Here is a 17,579-nt window from a genome sequence, read left to right on the forward strand (position 1 = left end):
CACTTGGCGCAACCGAAAAGTTCCCAGAATTTTCTGATTCCGCTGTTTTTCATTTTTTATGGAACTCATTGGCCCAAGGCACTGTCAGTAATCATAACGGTCGGTTTTCAGACCACCCGGACTGCAATCTTGTAACAGGACCAAGAGGTATAAAATGAAGCGTTTCCCGATGGCCTATGCCCTATCCATCGTCACCGGTGGCTTTCTTATGACGATGGCACCTGCCATTCACGCGGAAAGCATGAACAGCGCACCACAGCAAATCGCACAGGCTGCGCAAACCGAGTTCAGCGATGAAAAACTTCAGCAATATGCCGATGCAGTCACTGAAGTTCAGGAGCTGAATATCAAATGGCAGCAGCGCGTTCAGGAAAACCAGGATCCCGAAAAAACGCAGGAACTCCGTCAGGAAGCCACCCAGGAAATGGTTGTTGCCATCCGTGAAAAGGGACTTACAGTTGAAGAGTACAATCAGATCACGGAAGCTGCGACCAACGACCCTGAACTAAGCAACAAGATTTCGCAGTATATTCAATAATTTGCGATCTTCCGTCTGCACCTTCCCCAGGATACAGACTGTGTTTTCCATGCACACTCGACCCCGTTCCGAAAGGAGCGGGGTTTTGTTATTCGATCTACGGATAAAGCAAAAAAAAGAAAAGCTGTGACACATGCAGAAATCACAGCTTTTCAAAAAAGATACCGCATCATTTTGAGGGAGGCTATTCGTGATACGGTATCTTGGGACACTCGGGAAAATATCCGGCTCGAAACCGGACCATCATCAGGTAATCTGTTGTTACTGCCCGGCTGGCGGCTGTTCCTGCGGCTGCGGCATCTGTTGCTCGCCATCTTCAGGGGCATCACAGGCAGCAAGTCCAAGTGATGCTGCGAAAAAGACAGCCGGGAGAGCAGCGAACTTTTTTGTCCGGGTTAATAACTTCAACATGATTGTCTCCTGTTTTAGCTCGAACCAGCAAAAGAGAGCGCATGGCTGCAATCACTCTTGCGATATGCGAACGGTACAGTAACCGCTTCATGTCAAAGACACGTGCAGCAAGCAAAAAGTTCCGGACAAAACGAAACCTATTGCATTGAAAGAACCTGCATTCATTTCTTGTGGAACCATTTTTCCTGACCGGGTGTCTGTAATGTGAAAGTCGGCTCCGATAAGGGCGATAAAGCGAAGACAAACCGGTAAAGAGGTATTCCCATGAAACGCAAATCACTGATCCCTGTATTGGCCCTTTTGGCAGCAGGTGCAATCATCACAGGCCCTACCGTGTCCCACGCTCAAGGCACCCAAACCCAACAGAGTGATCAACCGGCACCGGCAACCAACTTTAGCGACTCTCAATTGGAAGATTACGCAGATGCAGCTGTCGAGGTTCGCGATCTGAACGTCAAGTGGCAAAAGCGTGCACAGGAAAGCAGCGATCCCGCCGAGGTTCAAACAATACGACAGAAAGCCAGCACCGAGATGGTGCAAGCCATTCGTGATGAAGGATTATCGGTTGAAGAATATAACCAGATCACGCAAGCCGCCCTTCAGGACGCGGAACTCAGTGAACGTATCAACAGCTTTATAGAATAGCTTCGGAGTCTCCCTCAGAGTTTCCTCCCTGAACCGAAGCTCTTGGCACCCTCCTTTTGGCGGGTGCCATTTTTTTGATGATGCATAGAAAAAACCCCCACTTCCGGAGGCTTTGGGCAAATTTTCAAAAACCGGGTTTTGCGCCTATTCGGCGGCAATCGGCGCTACATTGGCCGTGACTGCAGCAGCATCATCGCAATCGCAGTTGCCACAGGTTTTCGCCTGAAGCAATTCAGCCCGCATATGGCACGCGCATTTCCCGCATTGCGGTGCGCAACCATGGAAACGGAACACGTCTGCAGGACGCCTGGCACCGCCCTCTTCGGCAGCACGACGAACATCGCGTTCTTTTATCGCGTTACAAATGCACACATACATCGGCGTAATTGCAATCAGTTATTAATGACGGCACCCCACCTGTAATCTACATGCGAATAGTTTTCAAACACTTTTGCAACAAACACGCCAAAAAAAATCCCCCGCAAACTCCCGGATTTGCAGGGGATTCAGGAAAAGTCTTTTAATCACAAGGTGATCATACTGTCGCGATATGGCTTACGACACGTTTAACACCCTTGATGCGACGGACGATCGACAACACTTTGTCGAGCTCCTCACTGCTTTGGGCATCCCCCATGATGTAGACGATGCTGTTTACAGACTGCCAGCGGTAGTTCACCGAACTCACCCCTTTTTCGGCCAATAACAATGCCTTGATCTGACTTTCGATCCACACGTCAGATCCGGTCCGGGTTGCCGAATCCGCGGGTACGGCATTTTTGCCGTATTCTTCCTCGGCCTTGTGATATTCTTCAATGGTTGCGGCATCCGCGACCTCAAGATGGTCATAGACCGTCTTGATACGGTTGTCCTGTTTGACCAGCGACATCACGTCATAATATTTTCCTTTGGAATCGACCATGCCGGTGACCATCACCTGCTGCTTCCAGATATCGATATTCACGTCGATAAGATAGGTATGGTCCACCTTCGAGAATTCGCCAAGGATGCCAGACTTGATCTGGGTATCAAGCCACTGGTCATTCCCCGTCCGGTCTTCCAGCGGCATCTGTAACGGTCCACAGGCCGCAAGCGGTGTCGCCAGCAAGGCACATACCGAAACAGCCTTCATCGCGTTGCGCCAGCCTCGGGAAATCGTGATCATCTTTGTGCTCCTTCTTATGCCGGTGGATCGGCATATTCCAATTCCATTGAACCCCTAAAACAGCATATCGCAATAAAGCTTTAACGCCCTGAGCTGCCAGTGGTTCCGGCACATCTTGTCGCAGGCGATTATGACAAAAAAAAGCCCGCGCACGATTGCCCGTGCATATTTCAAAGGCACAATATCGATACATCAAAGAAAAAGACCGGGGCGATATACCCCGGTCTCTGATGATGGATATAGCGATCCGTAAGATCAATTTTCTTCCATCGACATCAGCGATGCGTTACCACCTGCAGCCGTCGTATTGATGGTGACGGTTTTCTCGGTCGCAAAACGATGCAGGAAAACCTCGTCGGGCAATGCACCGTCATCGTCCGCACCGCTATCGGAAATCAGCGACAGGATCGCACCGTCACGCTTTGCCAGAAGCTGTTTGAAGGCCGTAACGCGATCAAGCGGTGCCACACAGGAAACACCGGCCACGTCGCCGTCATACATCACGGCAATACCGACCCTGGATGCCACGACACGGATCAACCCTGCCGGCAGTCCGGCGTCGCTCGCGGGGCTTACAAATTCAGCCAGCCATTTCTGATCCCCGGCAACAATCACCGCATTACCCGCGGCAAGGGCCGCTGCAATGTGGCGGATGACACGTGCCGCTTCGGCATCCTTTTCTGCCTGCACCAGATAAACACCACGGCCGAGCATATAAAGGTCGTTGGTTTCTCCGGTCGGCCCGGGCATCCGGGTCGGTGCAACAAAGCCGTTTTCCGAAATTGCGGCAAAGTTTGCGATCAGTTCTGCATTTGCCGACAGATCACTTTTCGACGATCCGGCAAGTTTCGCAGCAAGATTTTCCAGAAGGCGGACCCGTTCATTGCCATCTGTCGCCTGCCATTTGACCTGTACTGCCTGCATGAAGCGGTATTCCTCGTCTGCCAGCGATGCCTTGATCACGATTGGTGAACGGTCATCAGCAATGGCGGCACTACCGGCTGCTTTTTTGCCAGCCTCGGTTGCGGGTTTGGCAAAGCGTTCGACATAGTGCGGGCCGCCTGCTTTCGGGCCAGTACCAGATTTGCCCTGCCCGCCGAACGGTTGTACGCCGACAACGGCCCCAATCATGTTCCGGTTCACATAGCAGTTACCGACACGCAGCTTTTGCGAAATCTGGCGCACGGTGCTGTCGATACGCGAATGGATGCCCATCGTCAGGCCATAACCGGACGCATTGATCTGATCAAGAACCTTGTCCAGATCACGCGCCTTGTAGCGCACAACATGAACAACCGGACCAAACACTTCGCGTTCAAGAACATCAAGCGACGGAATTTCGAAGCAATGCGGCGCAAAGAACGTCCCGTTTTCACATTCCGGCAGGATATCGCAGGCATGAAGCAGTTTTGCTTCTTTGGTCATGCGTTCGGCATGCGCGACAAGGGTCTTGCGGGACTTCTCGTCAATCACTGGTCCGACATCGATATCAAGGAATTTCGGATCACCAACGCGCAGTTCCTTCATCGCCCCGACCAGCATATGGCAAAGTTTGTCGGCGATGTCTTCCTGCACGAACAGGACACGGAGAGCCGAGCAACGCTGCCCGGCGGACTGGAAGCCGGAAATAATTGCGTCCTGCACGACCTGTTCGGGCAGTGCGGTTGAATCGACAATCATCGCGTTCTGACCGCCGGTTTCGGCAATCAGCGGCAACGGAACACCCGGACGTTTTGCCAATGCCTGATTGATGACCTGTGCCGTTTCAGTCGAACCGGTAAAGGCAACCCCGGCAATACGCGGATCGTTGATCAGGATATTGCCAATCACCCGACCCGGCCCCGGCAGCAGGGTAAACGCAGCCCCCGGTATTCCGGCAGCAAGGATAAGTTCGGCCGCCTTGGCCGCAACAAGCGACGTCTGTTCGGCCGGTTTGGCGATCACGGCGTTACCAGCGGCAAGTGCGGCACTTACCTGACCCAGGAAAATCGCAAGCGGGAAGTTCCACGGGCTGATGCAGACAAAAATGCCACGGCCTTCGAGAATGCTGCCCTCGCGGAAGCTTTCTTCTGCCCGGTTCGCGTAATAACGGCAGAAATCGACAGCTTCGCGTACTTCGGCAACACCATCGGAATACAGTTTGCCTGCTTCGCGTTGGCAAAGGGCAATGAACTCGTCCATGTTTTCTTCAAGAAGATCACCAAGACGACGCAGGCACGCGGCACGCTCAGTTGCAGCAGTCTTGTTCCATATTTCATAACCTTTGGCGGCGGCAACAATCGCAGCCTCGACATCGGCTTGACCGGCCTGAACCAGTTCGCCGACTTTCTCATTGCGGTTCGACGGGTTCAGGACATCAATCGCCTCGCCCGAAACAAGCTTGCCGTCAATCAATGGTGCTGAATGCCAGATTTTCCCATGGATAGAGGCCAGCTTCTCCGCCAACGGCAGAAGCTTGGTCGTATCGGTCAAATCAATCCCCTTGGAATTGACGCGCCCCGCACCATAAAGATCAATCGGTGCCGGAATTTTCGGATGGGCCTTGCGTGGCAGCGCCGCCATTTTCTCCACTGGATCGGCGATCATTTCCTCAATCGGAAGCTGTTCGTCCTGAATGCGGTTCACAAAGCTGGTATTTGCACCGTTTTCAAGCAAACGGCGGACGAGATAGGCCAGCAAATCTTCGTGTGTGCCAACCGGTGCATAAACGCGGCACGGCACGTTCTCACCGTTCTTGTCGACAATCTGCTCGTAAAGGGCCTCGCCCATCCCATGTAGCCGCTGGAATTCAAACGTCCTGTCATTGCCGGCCATTTCCAGTACCGATGCCACAGTGTGGGCGTTGTGGCTGGCGAACTGGCAATAAAATGCATCACGGCGCGACAGCATGAAACGCGCGCACGCCAGATAGGAAACATCGGTTGCGGCCTTGCGGGTGAAGACCGGATAACCTTCAAACCCGTTTTCCTGACTGTTTTTTACCTCGGTATCCCAATAGGCACCTTTGACAAGGCGCACCATCATTTTGCGCCCAACCTTGACCGACAGGTCGGCAAGCCATTCCAGTACGTGATAGGCACGTTTCTGATAGGCCTGCACCGCTAGACCGTATCCCTCCCAACCATCAAGATCAGGATCGGCAAAAACGGCACCAATAACATCAAGCGACAAATCAAGACGGTTGGCTTCTTCGGCGTCAACGGTGAACCCGATGTCATATTTCTTGGCCAGCAACGCAAGCTTCTTGAGGCGCGGCACGAGTTCAGTCATGACGCGATCATAGTTGGCGAAATCGTAACGCGGATGGATCGCCGAAAGCTTTACCGAGATGCCGGGGCTGTTGATCGGGCCGCGATTATTCGCCACCTTGCCGATATCGTTGATCGCATCAACATAGGATTTGAAATAGCGATCCGCGTCTTCCATCGTGCGCGCGGCCTCGCCCAGCATATCATAGGAATAGCGATAGCCTTTTTCCTCGTTTGCCTTCGCCCGTTCGGCCGCCTCCGCAATCGTGCGGCCCATGACGAACTGACGCCCCATAATGCGCATCGCATGGTTGAACGCCTTTCGGATGACCGGTTCACCCGAACGTGCGATCATGCGTTTCAACAATGCGCCCGGATCGGCCTTTTCCACCTTGCCAAACTTGATCACCTTGCCCGTCAGCATCAATCCCCAGGTCGACGCATTGACAAAGAAGCTGTCGGAATGGCCCAGATGGCTTTGCCAGTTGGCGTCAAACAGCTTGTCCTGAATAAGTTTATCGGCGGTGACGGCATCGGGCACTCGCAAGAGCGCCTCTGCGAGGCACATCAGAATAACGCCTTCCTTGCTTGACAGCTCATATTCATGAAGCAGTGCATCGATGCCGCTTTTGCCATTGTCGGCTTTGCGAACACGGGCCACCAACTGATAGGCGCGATCCTGCACACGCGCCGATTGATCGGGTGCCAGTCGCGCCGCATCAATCATGCGTTCGACAACGGCTTCTTCATCAGTGCGATAGGTTTCGCGAATTTTGGCGCGGATTTCGTTAGCCTGGGGCATATCGATGCGAAACATGGCGATGGCTTCTCCCTGCAAATGCAATTCTCCGGTTCCACATTGGGAACGCAGAGTTTTCTCCTCATATGGCCACAGACAATATATATGCACTCAAAAAATGTGCTGCCATTTTCCTAAAAAATACGATATATCATCCATTGAAAAACTTTTAGTGCAGTCATAATCACTGGTTAATAGATTGAAATGCAGAAGAATCATAAAAGCTTGGACAAGATCGACAAACAGATCCTGCGCGAACTTCAAAGCGATGGGCGCATGTCGAATGTTGAACTGTCACGCCGCGTCAATCTTAGCCCGACACCGTGCCTTGAACGTGTCCGTCGCCTTGAACAACACGGCTTCATCACCGGCTATATGGCACTGCTTGACCCCCGCAAACTCAACCAGTCGCTGGTGGTTTTTGTCGAAATCACGCTGGACCGGACGACCCCCGATGTATTTGACGTGTTTGCCACAGCCATCCGCAAACTGCCGGAAATCGAAGAATGCCACATGGTCGCGGGCGGTTTTGATTACCTGATGAAACTGCGGGTTGCCGACATGTATGCCTATCGCGAATTCCTTGAACGCCTGTCTTCTGTACAGGGCGTCAGTCAGACCCATACATATGTCGTCATGGAAGAAGTAAAAGTCCGCCCCGGCATCACGATCCCGTAGAATCGATCATTTTTGTTGCAATACAATCGCTTAGTGACGCATCATCGGGTACTATCTTATAGATGTCTCCACCGGTATCGCCACAAGGCACTCTGTTTTGCATCAATGTTTACGGGCCCCACAGCATGTCGGAAGTTACTTTCTATTTCGATTTTTCGTCACCTTACGGTTATCTGGCAGCAGAACGAATCGATGCGTTTCAGGCCCGAACGGGGGTGACTGTCGAATGGCGCCCCTTCATGATCGGCGCTGCCTTTAAACAGACAGGACAAAGCCCTCTTCTGCAACAGCCAATACGCGGGGACTATTTCAGACGTGATATGGAACGCTGTGCGAAAATGCAGAACACACCGTTCCACATTCCCGATAAGTTCCCCTATTCCGCCCTGGTACCGACCCGGGCCTATTACTGGATCGCCTCGACCAAGCCGACACTGGCAATCAAATTCGCCAAGGATATCTATCGTGGATACTTTGCCGACGGGCTTGATATGTCTGATCCGGAAGTCGTCTTTGCCACCGCAACCCGACATTCGATAGATGCAGGGCAGTTGCGGATCGCGGTCGAAAACCCGAAATGGAAACTGCATGTCCGCGAAGTGACCGACGAGGCGATTGCACATGGCGCATTCGGGTCCCCCTTCTTCTTCTACGAAGAGGAAGCTTTCTTTGGAAACGACCGACTGGAACACCTTGAACGCTGGATCAAGCTGCGGAAGCAGATCGGCGATTGATCCCAAAATCGGTGGCAGAAAGAGCAAGACCGCCGACTGGAAACAGAGCGACAGTGCGCAGAAAACAAGCATTTTCAACCGCATGCCGGAAACTGATCATTGCATTTAGGCACCGTCCCGAGGTGGGCCTCATTCAATATAAGTAAATTCGGTACTGAATTACCTATTTAATATTGACGTTTACGTAAACTTCCACCATAACAGCAGTCATAAACGCCATTCACTTCGGGACCGATTCCCTGTGCAAACGGACCCGGCAACAAACGGTGTCGACTGACGATGACGGTTCTGAAATCTGCGGTAAATCCCCGCTCGGAAGATTTCCGCAACAATGCCCAACAGATGGAACAACTGGTTGCCGATCTTCGTGATCAGATCACGCAGATCAAACTTGGCGGCGGCGAGCGTGCACGTGATCGCCATACTGGCCGCGGCAAACTTTTGCCCCGCGAACGTATCCGTCAATTGCTGGATATCGGCTCCCCTTTCCTTGAGCTTTCCCAGCTTGCCGCCTATGGCATGTATGACGATGAAGACGTTCCTGCGGCAGGCATCATCACCGGCATTGGCCGGGTTTCCGGCGTTGAGTGCGTCATCGTTGCCAATGATGCCACGGTCAAGGGTGGTTCCTATTACCCGATGACGGTGAAAAAACATCTGCGCGCCCAGGAAATCGCACTCGAAAACAATCTGCCCTGCATTTATCTGGTGGATAGCGGTGGGGCGAACCTGCCACGGCAGGATGATGTTTTCCCGGATCGCGACCATTTCGGCCGCATCTTTTTCAATCAGGCAACCATGTCTTCCAAAGGCATTCCGCAGATCGCGGTTGTCATGGGCTCCTGTACGGCGGGCGGTGCCTATGTTCCGGCGATGTCAGATGAAAGCATTATCGTTCGTAAACAGGGCACGATTTTCTTGGGCGGGCCGCCGCTGGTGAAGGCCGCAACCGGCGAGGTTGTTTCGGCCGAGGACCTTGGCGGTGCCGATGTTCATTGCAAGACATCGGGGGTTACCGACCATTACGCACAGGACGATGCCCACGCATTGTCCATCGCACGCAATATCGTCAAGAACCTGAACTGGTCGAAAAATCCCGGTTTGACCCTGACTGCGCCGCGCGACCCCGCCTACGACCCGCGCGAGATTTATGGTGTCATTCCAAGTGATTCCAAGAAACCCTACGACGTGCGCGAAGTCATTGCCCGCATCGTGGACGGATCAGACTTCGACGAGTTCAAGGCCCAGTACGGCACGACACTGGTTACCGGCTTTGCCCGGATTTTCGGCTATCCGGTCGGGATCATCGCCAATAATGGCATTCTGTTTTCCGAAAGCGCGCTTAAAGGTGCGCATTTCATCGAACTGTGTTGCCAGCGCGGTATTCCATTGGTGTTCCTGCAGAACATCACCGGTTTTATGATCGGTCGCAAATATGAAAGTGGTGGCATCGCCAAGGATGGCGCGAAGCTCGTAACCGCCGTTGCTACCGCCAAGGTTCCCAAATTCACGGTCCTGATCGGTGGCTCATTTGGTGCTGGTAACTATGGCATGTGTGGCCGTGCTTATAGCCCGCGCTTCCTTTGGATGTGGCCAAATGCCCGCATTTCAGTCATGGGCGGGGAACAGGCGGCAAACGTTTTAACCCAAATTCGCGCCGATGCACAGGAAAAGCGCGGTGAAACATGGCCAATCGAAGAACAGGAAGCCTTCAAAGGCCCGATCCGCGACCAGTACGAAGAACAGGGACATCCCTATTACGCGTCCGCACGACTTTGGGATGACGGGGTAATCGACCCGGCGGATACCCGCATGGTGCTTGGACTTGGCCTTTCGGCGGCACTCAACAAACCGGTCGAGGAAACACGCTTTGGCGTGTTCCGGATGTGAGGTCGGCATGAGCAATGTAAACACCGATAACACCCACCCATCAACCGATGCCGTGATTTGCCAAATCAGCGCGTCGGGCGTTGCCCGCATCACGCTGAACCGCCCGGAAATCCACAACGCGTTTGACGATATCCTGATCGGCGATCTGACGGCCAAGCTGGACGCGCTGGATGCCGATCCGGCGGTACGCGTGATAATCCTGACCGGGGCAGGCAAAAGCTTTTCGGCTGGTGCCGATCTTAACTGGATGAAACGTATGGCCGGATACAGCCACGCGGAAAACCTGACCGATTCACGTGCTTTGGCGCGGTTGATGAAGACACTTAATTTCTGCAGCAAACCGACCATCGCGCTCGTCAACGGGGCGGCCTTTGGCGGCGGGGTTGGGTTGGCGGCATGCTGTGACATCGTGATTGCATCTGATCGGGCCAGTTTCTGCCTGTCAGAGGTCAAGCTGGGCCTGATCCCGGCGGTTATTTCACCCTATGTGGTCGAGGCCATCGGCGTGTCACAGTCACGTCGCTATTTCCTGACGGCGGAACGTTTTGATGCCGCCACCGCCCATGCCATCGGATTGGTTCATGAAATTGTTTCAAGTGATGATCTGACCGCACGGGGCGACGCCATGGCAAAGCTATTGCGGGTCAATGGGCCGGACGCCATGCATGCCGCAAAATCACTGATCTATGCCGTGGCTAATAAACCGGTTGACGATGACGTTATTGACGACACCGCGCAACGCATTGCCAACCAGCGCGCAAGTGCCGAGGGCCGTGAAGGTGTCAGCGCGTTTCTTGAAAGACGCCCCGCGAAGTGGAGTGAGAATTAATCATGCCGCGCAAAATACTGATCGCCAACCGTGGTGAAATTGCCTGCCGCGTGATTGAAACCGCACGCCGCATGGGCATCCAGACAGTCGCGGTTTATTCCGATGCGGATGCCAATGCCCTGCATGTCAAACGCGCCGACGAGGCCTATCACATCGGTGGCCCGGCCCCGAAAGACAGCTATCTGCGCGTTGATCGTTTGCTTGACGTCATTACGCAATCCGGTGCTGATGCGGTTCATCCGGGTTACGGTTTCCTGTCGGAAAATGCCGGGTTTGCAGATGCCCTTGAAAAAGCGGGCTGTGTCTTTGTTGGCCCACCGGCAAGTGCGATCCGTGCGATGGGATCGAAATCCGAAGCCAAGAAAATCATGGGCAAGGCGGGTGTTCCGCTGGTTCCCGGTTATCACGGCCAAGATCAGGACCCGGACCTTCTGGCCGCAGAAGCAGACAAGATCGGATATCCGGTTCTGATCAAGGCATCGGCGGGCGGCGGCGGTAAAGGCATGCGGGCGGTTGAAAAACCCGCCGATTTCAAGGATGCCCTTGTCAGTTGCAAACGAGAAGCCGCCAGCAGCTTTGGCGACGATCATTGCCTGATTGAAAAGCTGATCGTCAAGCCGCGCCATGTTGAAATTCAGGTCTTTGCCGATAGTCATGGCAATGCGGTTTATCTGTTTGAACGTGACTGTTCCCTCCAACGTCGCCACCAGAAAGTCATTGAAGAGGCCCCGGCCCCGAACATGCCCGAAGATCTTCGGGCACAGATGGGCAAGGCCGCCGTTGATGCCGCAAAGGCGATTGGTTATCAGGGGGCCGGTACGGTCGAATTCCTGCTTGATGCGTCGGGTGCGTTCTATTTCATGGAAATGAACACACGCCTTCAGGTCGAACATCCGGTGACAGAGATGATCACCGGCGAAGACCTTGTTGAATGGCAATTGCGTGTTGCTGATGGTGAAAAGCTGCCCAAGGCACAGGAAGAATTGACCATTAACGGTCATGCCTTCGAAGTCCGACTGTATGCCGAAGACCCGCATAATGATTTCCTGCCCGCCACCGGCACACTTGTGCATATGCGCATGCCCGCGGCCAATGATCACGTGCGGATAGATACCGGCGTTTACGAAGGCGGCGAGGTTTCCATTCATTATGACCCGATGATTGCAAAGCTGATCACCTGGGATACGGATCGCACATCGGCACTGCGCCGGATGGCAACCGCACTTAACGATGTGCAGATTGTCGGCGTGACAACCAATACCGGTTTTCTTGCCAATATTGCGCGCCACCCAGCCTTTGAACGCGGCGAAGTCGAAACCGGTTTCATCGGCCTGTATCTTGATGATCTGATCCCAGCACCGGCCGCACCGGATAATGATGCATTGGCCTTTGCCACCCTTGATATTCTGATGCGTCGCGATGCCGAGGCCAAAAGCCATGCGGCGCAAAGCAACGACCCCTATTCCCCGTGGCACAGCACGTCGGGATGGCGGATGAATGATGACAACCATCATAATCTGATCCTGCGCCATGACTCTGCAGAACTGAAAATCAGGGTACATTACCGCACGCACGGTTATGTCATCGATATGCCTGACGGCAATTCGGTTACGGCCCATGCCGAATTCGACGGTGATGGGGCCATTCATGCAACACTTGATCAGGTGCGCAAACGTGCAAGTGTCCTTCGCGATGGCAATCGACTGACGATCTTCTGCGACGGACGTTCTGACCGGCTGGAAATTTTTGATCCGGTTGCTGCCGCAGGCGGCCAAGAAGGCACCGGCGGCGGATTAACCGCACCGATGCCCGGTAAAATCATTGCCGTGCTGGCAGAACCGGGGCAATCTGTTGTGGCAGGCGACAAGCTTGTGGTGATGGAAGCAATGAAAATGGAACACACCATTTCAGCACCGGTTTCGGGCTCGATCCGCGAGATATTCTTTGCCGTTGGCGATCAGGTTGATGATGGCGCCGAACTGATCGCCATCGAGGAGGCAAAATAGAATGCCGCGCCTTTCGGATTTGCCCGCGCGTGTCAAAATCGTTGAAGTCGGTCCGCGTGACGGGTTACAGAACGAAAAGGCTATGGTTGCGAGCGACATCAAGGTTGAGCTGATCCATCGCCTTTGCAATGCAGGTCTTTCGGTGATCGAAGCCACTGCCTTTGTCAGCCCGAAATGGGTTCCGCAAATGGCCGATGCATCCGACGTTATGGCCCGCATTGCGCGTAAACCGGGCGTCGCCTATCCGGTTCTGGCCCCCAACCTGAAAGGGCTTGAAGCCGCCATCGAAGCAGGTGCAACCGAAATCGCGGTTTTTGGTGCGGCATCGGAAAGCTTTTCGCAGAAGAATATCAATTGCTCCATCGCTGAAAGCCTTGATCGGTTCCGCCCGGTGGTCGCCGCAGCACATGACGCCAACATCGCCGTGCGCGGGTATGTTTCCTGTGTTCTGGGATGCCCATACGAAGGCGACATCGCCCCGCAAAAGGTCGCCGAGGTTGCTAAAGCCCTGTTTGATATGGGCGCTTACGAAATCAGTCTGGGTGACACCATCGGCACCGGCACACCGGGCAAAGCACAGGCCATGATCGAAGCCGTTGCAAATCATGTTACCATCGAAAAACTTGCCGCCCATTTCCATGACACATACGGCCAGGCATTGGCAAACCTTCTGGCGGTATTGCAGATGGGCGTTGCAACGATTGATAGCTCCGTCGCCGGTCTTGGCGGTTGCCCCTATGCCAAAGGGGCAAGCGGCAATGTCGCCACCGAAGATGTCGTCTATATGCTGAACGGTCTTGGCATTGAAACCGGTGTCGATCTTGAAAAACTTGCCGAAACCGGTCGCTGGATCACGGCAAAGATCGGTCGGATATCGGGATCAAAAGCCAATCTGGCGCTTACCGCCAAACACGACACTGTCGGGGCCTGATCGCCATGGCTGCCGCCGAGACATATCGTTTCCGGCGGGCCGCCCCCAATGATTTACCCATGATACGGCGCTGGCTGCGTGTGCCGGAAGTCGCGCGTTGGTGGGGGGACCCTGCCGAGCAAATCGAACTGATCACCGAAGATATCGAACTGCCCGAAATGGCAACGCTGATCGTATCCTATCGTAATCGTCCCTTCGCCTTTGCCCAGCATTATGACGCCCATCAGTGGCCCCAACCCCATTTATCCCATTTGCCCAAAGGGACGCGCTGCATCGATGCCTTTATCGGCATCCCCGACATGATGGGATGCGGTCATGGAAAGATGTTCTTGAGATTGCTGGCACAAATGCTGATTGATCGCGGCGCACCGATGGTCGCGATTGACCCGGACCCGCAAAATATCCGGGCGCGGAAAAGTTACGAAGCCGCCGGTTTCAAAGGAAATACCGAATATGAAACCGGCGATGGCCCTTGTGTTCTGATGTTGTTCAATCCCGATGGGGATCAGGCATTCTTGACGCCGGACAGGAACGTCTCCACCTTCTGACGCAATGTTTCAGCCTGTTCGGACAATTCACCCGATGCACTTAGAACCTGCTCGGCAGCGGAACCGGTTGAAGCTGCGGCCTCGTTCACACCATGGATATTTTCTGTTACCTCGCTTGTACCGGCTGACGCCTGCTGAACATTACGGTTGATTTCCTCGGTTGCTGCCCCTTGCTGTTCGACGGCACTGGCAATTGCGGCAGCAATTTCGCTGATTTCCGCAATCGTTTTCCCGATGGAATCAATCGCGACGACGGCCCCCTCGGTTTCAGCCTGAATGCCTGTGATCTGGGCTGTGATCTCGTCGGTTGCCTTGGATGTCGCATTGGCAAGATTTTTGACCTCTGCCGCGACAACAGCAAAGCCCTTGCCTGCTTCACCTGCGCGCGCAGCCTCAATCGTTGCGTTAAGCGCCAGAAGGTTCGTCTGCGCAGCGATATCGCTGATCAATCCGACGACATCGCCGATCTTCTGGGCGGCTTCGGCAAGACCGCGCACCTGCGCATTGGTGCTTTCGGCCTCGGTCACGGCCTTGTTTGCCACCTGCGCAGACTGATTGACCTGCTGGCTAATCTCGGAAATCGAAGCACTGAGTTCTTCCGATGCACTGGCAACGGTTTGCACATTGTTTGACGCCTGTTCTGCGGCGGCAGCCACCACTGTCGACTGACGGCTGGTTTCTTCGGCCGTTGCCGTCATCGAGGTCGCAGTTGCCTGCATTTCGGTCGCCGCCGAAGAGACACTTTTTAGCACGATTGAAACATCGGCATCGAAATCGTTGGTCAGTTTTTCGATAACCTTCGCACGGGCTTCGCGCTGTTTTTGGGCTTCGACTTCCTGTGCTGCGAGATGTTCAGCCTTGATCATGTTTTCCTTGAACACCAGAACGGCCTTGGCCATATCGCCAATTTCGTCCTTGTGATCCTGTCCCGGAATATCCGAAGCCTTGTCCCCTTCGGCGAGATTTGTCATCGCGGTTGTGATTTTCCGGATCGGGTTCGATATCCCCGTACCGATCAACCATGCAGCCAGGCCGCCAATCACCACAGCGACAACGGCAAGAATTTCGGAGATGAGCACCGCATTGCTGATCGTTCTGGCAGCATGCGGACCCAATGTATCCTGTACCTGCTTGATCCCGAGTTTCAGGTTTTCGAGATCGGCAGCAACTCGTGGACCGATCACATCAAGGGTTTGGGTTACCAGTTGATTGCGATCTGCATTCCCGGCAGGCATACCCACGACCTGTTGAAAGGCGGCCTGATATTCCAGAAGGTCGGTTCCTGCCTTTTCAGCAATGGCGCGCACATTATCGTCATCTGCCAAGGCGAAAAGTTCGTTATTAAGTACAATCGCCTGCTCTATCCGCTGCAGGACCTGATCACGCGATGATGCGCGATCCGTCAGAAGGTAATCTTTCACCGCAACCCGGGCTTCAAGCAGATTGGCCTGAACACGTGCAGCCTGATTTGATTCCAGCGCAATCTGCCGATAGCGGATAAAATCGTTATTTGCACTGTTTAAAGAAACAACACCAAGCACCGAGATCAGCACAAGCAACGCGAGAATAATGCCAAATCCGCCATAGACTTTATGCGAGATTTTAAAGCGCTTTAGAAAAGACATTTACTCCCCCTTTCCTCAACGGTAAGTACCTGTTCTTTATGTAAGTGTCGGCATAGACAAAGACGTCCAAAACCGTGAACAGGATCACAGAGGAAAGGGTAATTTTTACGCGAATTAGCCTTGCTTGATGTTGGGGCCATCAAATACCGGCAAGCCTTCAGGATTTTGAACATCCAAAGACCGCACAGCACGCATGCGACAGGCCAACCGATAACTGACATACCCTGTAATCGCACCAAACAGCACGATACCTGCCGCCTGCCCGACCAGGACACCGGCCGCCCCCAGATAATAACTGCCAAGCCAGACCAGCGGGATCACGCCCAGCAATTCCTTGGCAAGATCGAAGGTCATCGCAAGATTGGGGCGTCCGGTAACATTGAAAAAGGTATGCGATGAAAATTGCAGCCCCAGAAACACATAGAACGGTGCGGTAAAGCTGCAAAAGATCGAAAGATAGAGCGTTGTTTGAGACGTTGCGCTGAACAGACTGGCGATCTGCCCCTGAAACAGGAACAACGCACCACAAACGATCAGTCCATAAACAGCTATCAGCCCCCAGATATTGTGCCAGATACGTCGAACCCGATCCGCCTTTGCTGCTGCGAAGTTCTGGCCGATGATCGGGCCGATTGCCTGGGGCAACGCCATGTAGCCAACAAAGGCAAATGGCGCGATGCGTTCGATGATCGCCATGGCTGCCACTGCATCCGGTCCGAACTTTGCCATGCTCGCCATGATAAAGGCGCTGGCGACCGGCGGACCGACCTTGGCCAGCCCGACAGGTACGGTAACACGAGCAATTTCCCCGATATCCTTGCGAAATTGCGTCGCATCGAACCGGCCCAGCATATGATGCACATTGCGAACCCCGTAAAAGGCTATAGCCATGATCGCAATGCGCGATATGACCGTTGCCCATGCCGCCCCTTCGACCCCCCAACCGAACCCGAAAATAAAAACCGGATCAAGGATCGCATTGACGGCCGCCCCGGCCATTTTTGACCACATCGCGCGCTGCTTTGCCCCGATAGCGCGCAGCAATGCCCCTGATGACATGCTCAGCACCAGAACCGGTAAACACAGGATCACGATCTGAACATAGGTGATGCCGATATCACGCGCCCTGCCAACTGCCCCGAATATATCGAGCATCCACGGTGCTGACAGCCACAATACGACCGTCATCACGCCCGATAGCACAAAACCGAATACCAGCACATGCGTGGCATAAATCTTTGCCCGTTCCCGATCACCAAGCCCCTCGGCACGGGAAACAAGTGCTGTCATTGCGGTCGATATGCCAAGCGACACAGCGAGTGTGAAAAAGATAATCGGCCAGGCAAAGCCAAGACCGGCGATGATTTCAACATCGCCCAGAAGGCTGAGGAAAAACAGATCAAGCGCATCAACAAGCACCATCGCCACCAGCGCAAGCATACTGGTATGCGCCATTGAAAAGATGTGACGCAGGATTGAACCCGAGACGAAATATTGCGACTGCATGGCCATCGAATTTCACACTATGCAGA

General features: G+C 53.9%; 14 protein-coding genes and 1 pseudogene. 9 read left to right on the top strand and 6 right to left on the bottom strand.

The features are described 5' to 3' along the window. The first annotated feature begins 154 nt into the window (after positions 1-154). A complete protein-coding gene (locus LG297_RS13550) occupies positions 155-538 on the top strand; it encodes a DUF4168 domain-containing protein (protein WP_404421087.1) in 384 nt (127 codons plus the stop codon). Positions 539-799: 261 nt separating this feature from the next. On the opposite strand, the gene LG297_RS13555 is transcribed toward LG297_RS13550, so the two are convergent. Further along, positions 800-949 carry a hypothetical protein gene (locus tag LG297_RS13555; RefSeq protein ID WP_404421089.1) on the bottom strand — a complete coding sequence of 50 codons (150 nt, stop codon included), beginning with the start codon at positions 947-949 and terminating at the stop codon, positions 800-802. Between the two features lie 264 nt (positions 950-1,213). Here LG297_RS13555 and LG297_RS13560 point away from each other — a divergent pair, with 264 nt between their 5' ends. Next, positions 1,214-1,594, top strand: a complete 381-nt coding sequence (locus LG297_RS13560) for a DUF4168 domain-containing protein (RefSeq protein WP_404421091.1) — start codon at positions 1,214-1,216, stop codon at positions 1,592-1,594. A 252-nt stretch (positions 1,595-1,846) separates the two neighbouring features. Here the strand turns inward: LG297_RS13560 and LG297_RS13565 are convergent. The 3 genes and pseudogenes from LG297_RS13565 to putA all read right to left on the bottom strand — a co-directional run. Next, positions 1,847-1,972 (bottom strand): annotated as a pseudogene (locus tag LG297_RS13565) (bacterioferritin-associated ferredoxin); the annotation flags it as partial. Positions 1,973-2,129: 157 nt separating this feature from the next. Beyond that, positions 2,130-2,759: a BON domain-containing protein gene (locus LG297_RS13570; RefSeq protein ID WP_404421093.1), complete on the bottom strand. Its 630-nt coding sequence runs from the start codon at positions 2,757-2,759 to the stop codon at positions 2,130-2,132. 255 nt (positions 2,760-3,014) lie between these two features. Beyond that, complete coding sequence (putA, locus tag LG297_RS13575) at positions 3,015-6,824, bottom strand: bifunctional proline dehydrogenase/L-glutamate gamma-semialdehyde dehydrogenase PutA (protein WP_404421095.1); 3,810 nt, start codon at positions 6,822-6,824, stop codon at positions 3,015-3,017. A gap of 186 nt (positions 6,825-7,010) precedes the next feature. Here putA and LG297_RS13580 point away from each other — a divergent pair, with 186 nt between their 5' ends. From LG297_RS13580 to LG297_RS13610, 7 genes are all read left to right on the top strand, one after another. After that, complete coding sequence (locus tag LG297_RS13580; RefSeq protein ID WP_404421097.1) at positions 7,011-7,484, top strand: Lrp/AsnC ligand binding domain-containing protein; 474 nt, start codon at positions 7,011-7,013, stop codon at positions 7,482-7,484. A 125-nt stretch (positions 7,485-7,609) separates the two neighbouring features. Further along, positions 7,610-8,218 (top strand): 2-hydroxychromene-2-carboxylate isomerase, encoded by a 609-nt coding sequence (locus tag LG297_RS13585; protein WP_404421099.1) that lies wholly within the window; start codon positions 7,610-7,612, stop codon positions 8,216-8,218. A 279-nt stretch (positions 8,219-8,497) separates the two neighbouring features. Then, positions 8,498-10,108 carry a carboxyl transferase domain-containing protein gene (locus LG297_RS13590; protein ID WP_404421101.1) on the top strand — a complete coding sequence of 537 codons (1,611 nt, stop codon included), beginning with the start codon at positions 8,498-8,500 and terminating at the stop codon, positions 10,106-10,108. A gap of 7 nt (positions 10,109-10,115) precedes the next feature. Next, positions 10,116-10,937 carry an enoyl-CoA hydratase/isomerase family protein gene (locus LG297_RS13595; protein ID WP_404421103.1) on the top strand — a complete coding sequence of 274 codons (822 nt, stop codon included), beginning with the start codon at positions 10,116-10,118 and terminating at the stop codon, positions 10,935-10,937. Between the two features lie 2 nt (positions 10,938-10,939). Continuing rightward, positions 10,940-12,943: an acetyl/propionyl/methylcrotonyl-CoA carboxylase subunit alpha gene (locus LG297_RS13600; RefSeq protein ID WP_404421105.1), complete on the top strand. Its 2,004-nt coding sequence runs from the start codon at positions 10,940-10,942 to the stop codon at positions 12,941-12,943. 1 nt (position 12,944) lies between these two features. Then, the gene (locus tag LG297_RS13605; protein ID WP_404421107.1) at positions 12,945-13,874 is read left to right on the top strand and encodes a hydroxymethylglutaryl-CoA lyase; all 930 of its coding nucleotides are present in this window, start codon (positions 12,945-12,947) and stop codon (positions 13,872-13,874) included. Positions 13,875-13,879: 5 nt separating this feature from the next. Then, positions 13,880-14,422 carry a GNAT family N-acetyltransferase gene (locus LG297_RS13610; RefSeq protein WP_404421109.1) on the top strand — a complete coding sequence of 181 codons (543 nt, stop codon included), beginning with the start codon at positions 13,880-13,882 and terminating at the stop codon, positions 14,420-14,422. Here LG297_RS13610 and LG297_RS13615 read toward each other — a convergent pair. Both LG297_RS13615 and LG297_RS13620 read right to left on the bottom strand, forming a co-directional pair. Next, the gene (locus LG297_RS13615) at positions 14,380-16,047 is read right to left on the bottom strand and encodes a methyl-accepting chemotaxis protein (protein ID WP_404421111.1); all 1,668 of its coding nucleotides are present in this window, start codon (positions 16,045-16,047) and stop codon (positions 14,380-14,382) included. The genes LG297_RS13610 and LG297_RS13615 overlap by 43 nt on opposite strands. Before the next feature lie 114 nt (positions 16,048-16,161). After that, complete coding sequence (locus tag LG297_RS13620; protein ID WP_404421113.1) at positions 16,162-17,559, bottom strand: MATE family efflux transporter; 1,398 nt, start codon at positions 17,557-17,559, stop codon at positions 16,162-16,164. Between the last annotated feature and the right edge of the window lie 20 nt (positions 17,560-17,579).

Source organism: Thalassospira australica, assembly GCF_044790785.1.
GTDB classification, from domain to species: Bacteria; Pseudomonadota; Alphaproteobacteria; order Rhodospirillales; family Thalassospiraceae; genus Thalassospira; species Thalassospira australica_A.

Excerpts from the sequence above, each read along its gene's own strand:
- LG297_RS13550 (WP_404421087.1), top strand. The coding sequence starts at position 155 with ATGAAGCGTTTCCCGATGGCCTATGCCCTATCCATCGTCACCGGTGGC.
- LG297_RS13555 (WP_404421089.1), bottom strand. The coding sequence starts at position 949 with ATGTTGAAGTTATTAACCCGGACAAAAAAGTTCGCTGCTCTCCCGGCT.
- LG297_RS13560 (WP_404421091.1), top strand. The coding sequence starts at position 1,214 with ATGAAACGCAAATCACTGATCCCTGTATTGGCCCTTTTGGCAGCAGGT.
- LG297_RS13570 (WP_404421093.1), bottom strand. The coding sequence starts at position 2,759 with ATGATCACGATTTCCCGAGGCTGGCGCAACGCGATGAAGGCTGTTTCG.
- putA (WP_404421095.1), bottom strand. The coding sequence starts at position 6,824 with ATGTTTCGCATCGATATGCCCCAGGCTAACGAAATCCGCGCCAAAATT.
- LG297_RS13580 (WP_404421097.1), top strand. The coding sequence starts at position 7,011 with ATGCAGAAGAATCATAAAAGCTTGGACAAGATCGACAAACAGATCCTG.
- LG297_RS13585 (WP_404421099.1), top strand. The coding sequence starts at position 7,610 with ATGTCGGAAGTTACTTTCTATTTCGATTTTTCGTCACCTTACGGTTAT.
- LG297_RS13590 (WP_404421101.1), top strand. The coding sequence starts at position 8,498 with ATGACGGTTCTGAAATCTGCGGTAAATCCCCGCTCGGAAGATTTCCGC.
- LG297_RS13595 (WP_404421103.1), top strand. The coding sequence starts at position 10,116 with ATGAGCAATGTAAACACCGATAACACCCACCCATCAACCGATGCCGTG.
- LG297_RS13600 (WP_404421105.1), top strand. The coding sequence starts at position 10,940 with ATGCCGCGCAAAATACTGATCGCCAACCGTGGTGAAATTGCCTGCCGC.
- LG297_RS13605 (WP_404421107.1), top strand. The coding sequence starts at position 12,945 with ATGCCGCGCCTTTCGGATTTGCCCGCGCGTGTCAAAATCGTTGAAGTC.
- LG297_RS13610 (WP_404421109.1), top strand. The coding sequence starts at position 13,880 with ATGGCTGCCGCCGAGACATATCGTTTCCGGCGGGCCGCCCCCAATGAT.
- LG297_RS13615 (WP_404421111.1), bottom strand. The coding sequence starts at position 16,047 with ATGTCTTTTCTAAAGCGCTTTAAAATCTCGCATAAAGTCTATGGCGGA.
- LG297_RS13620 (WP_404421113.1), bottom strand. The coding sequence starts at position 17,559 with ATGGCCATGCAGTCGCAATATTTCGTCTCGGGTTCAATCCTGCGTCAC.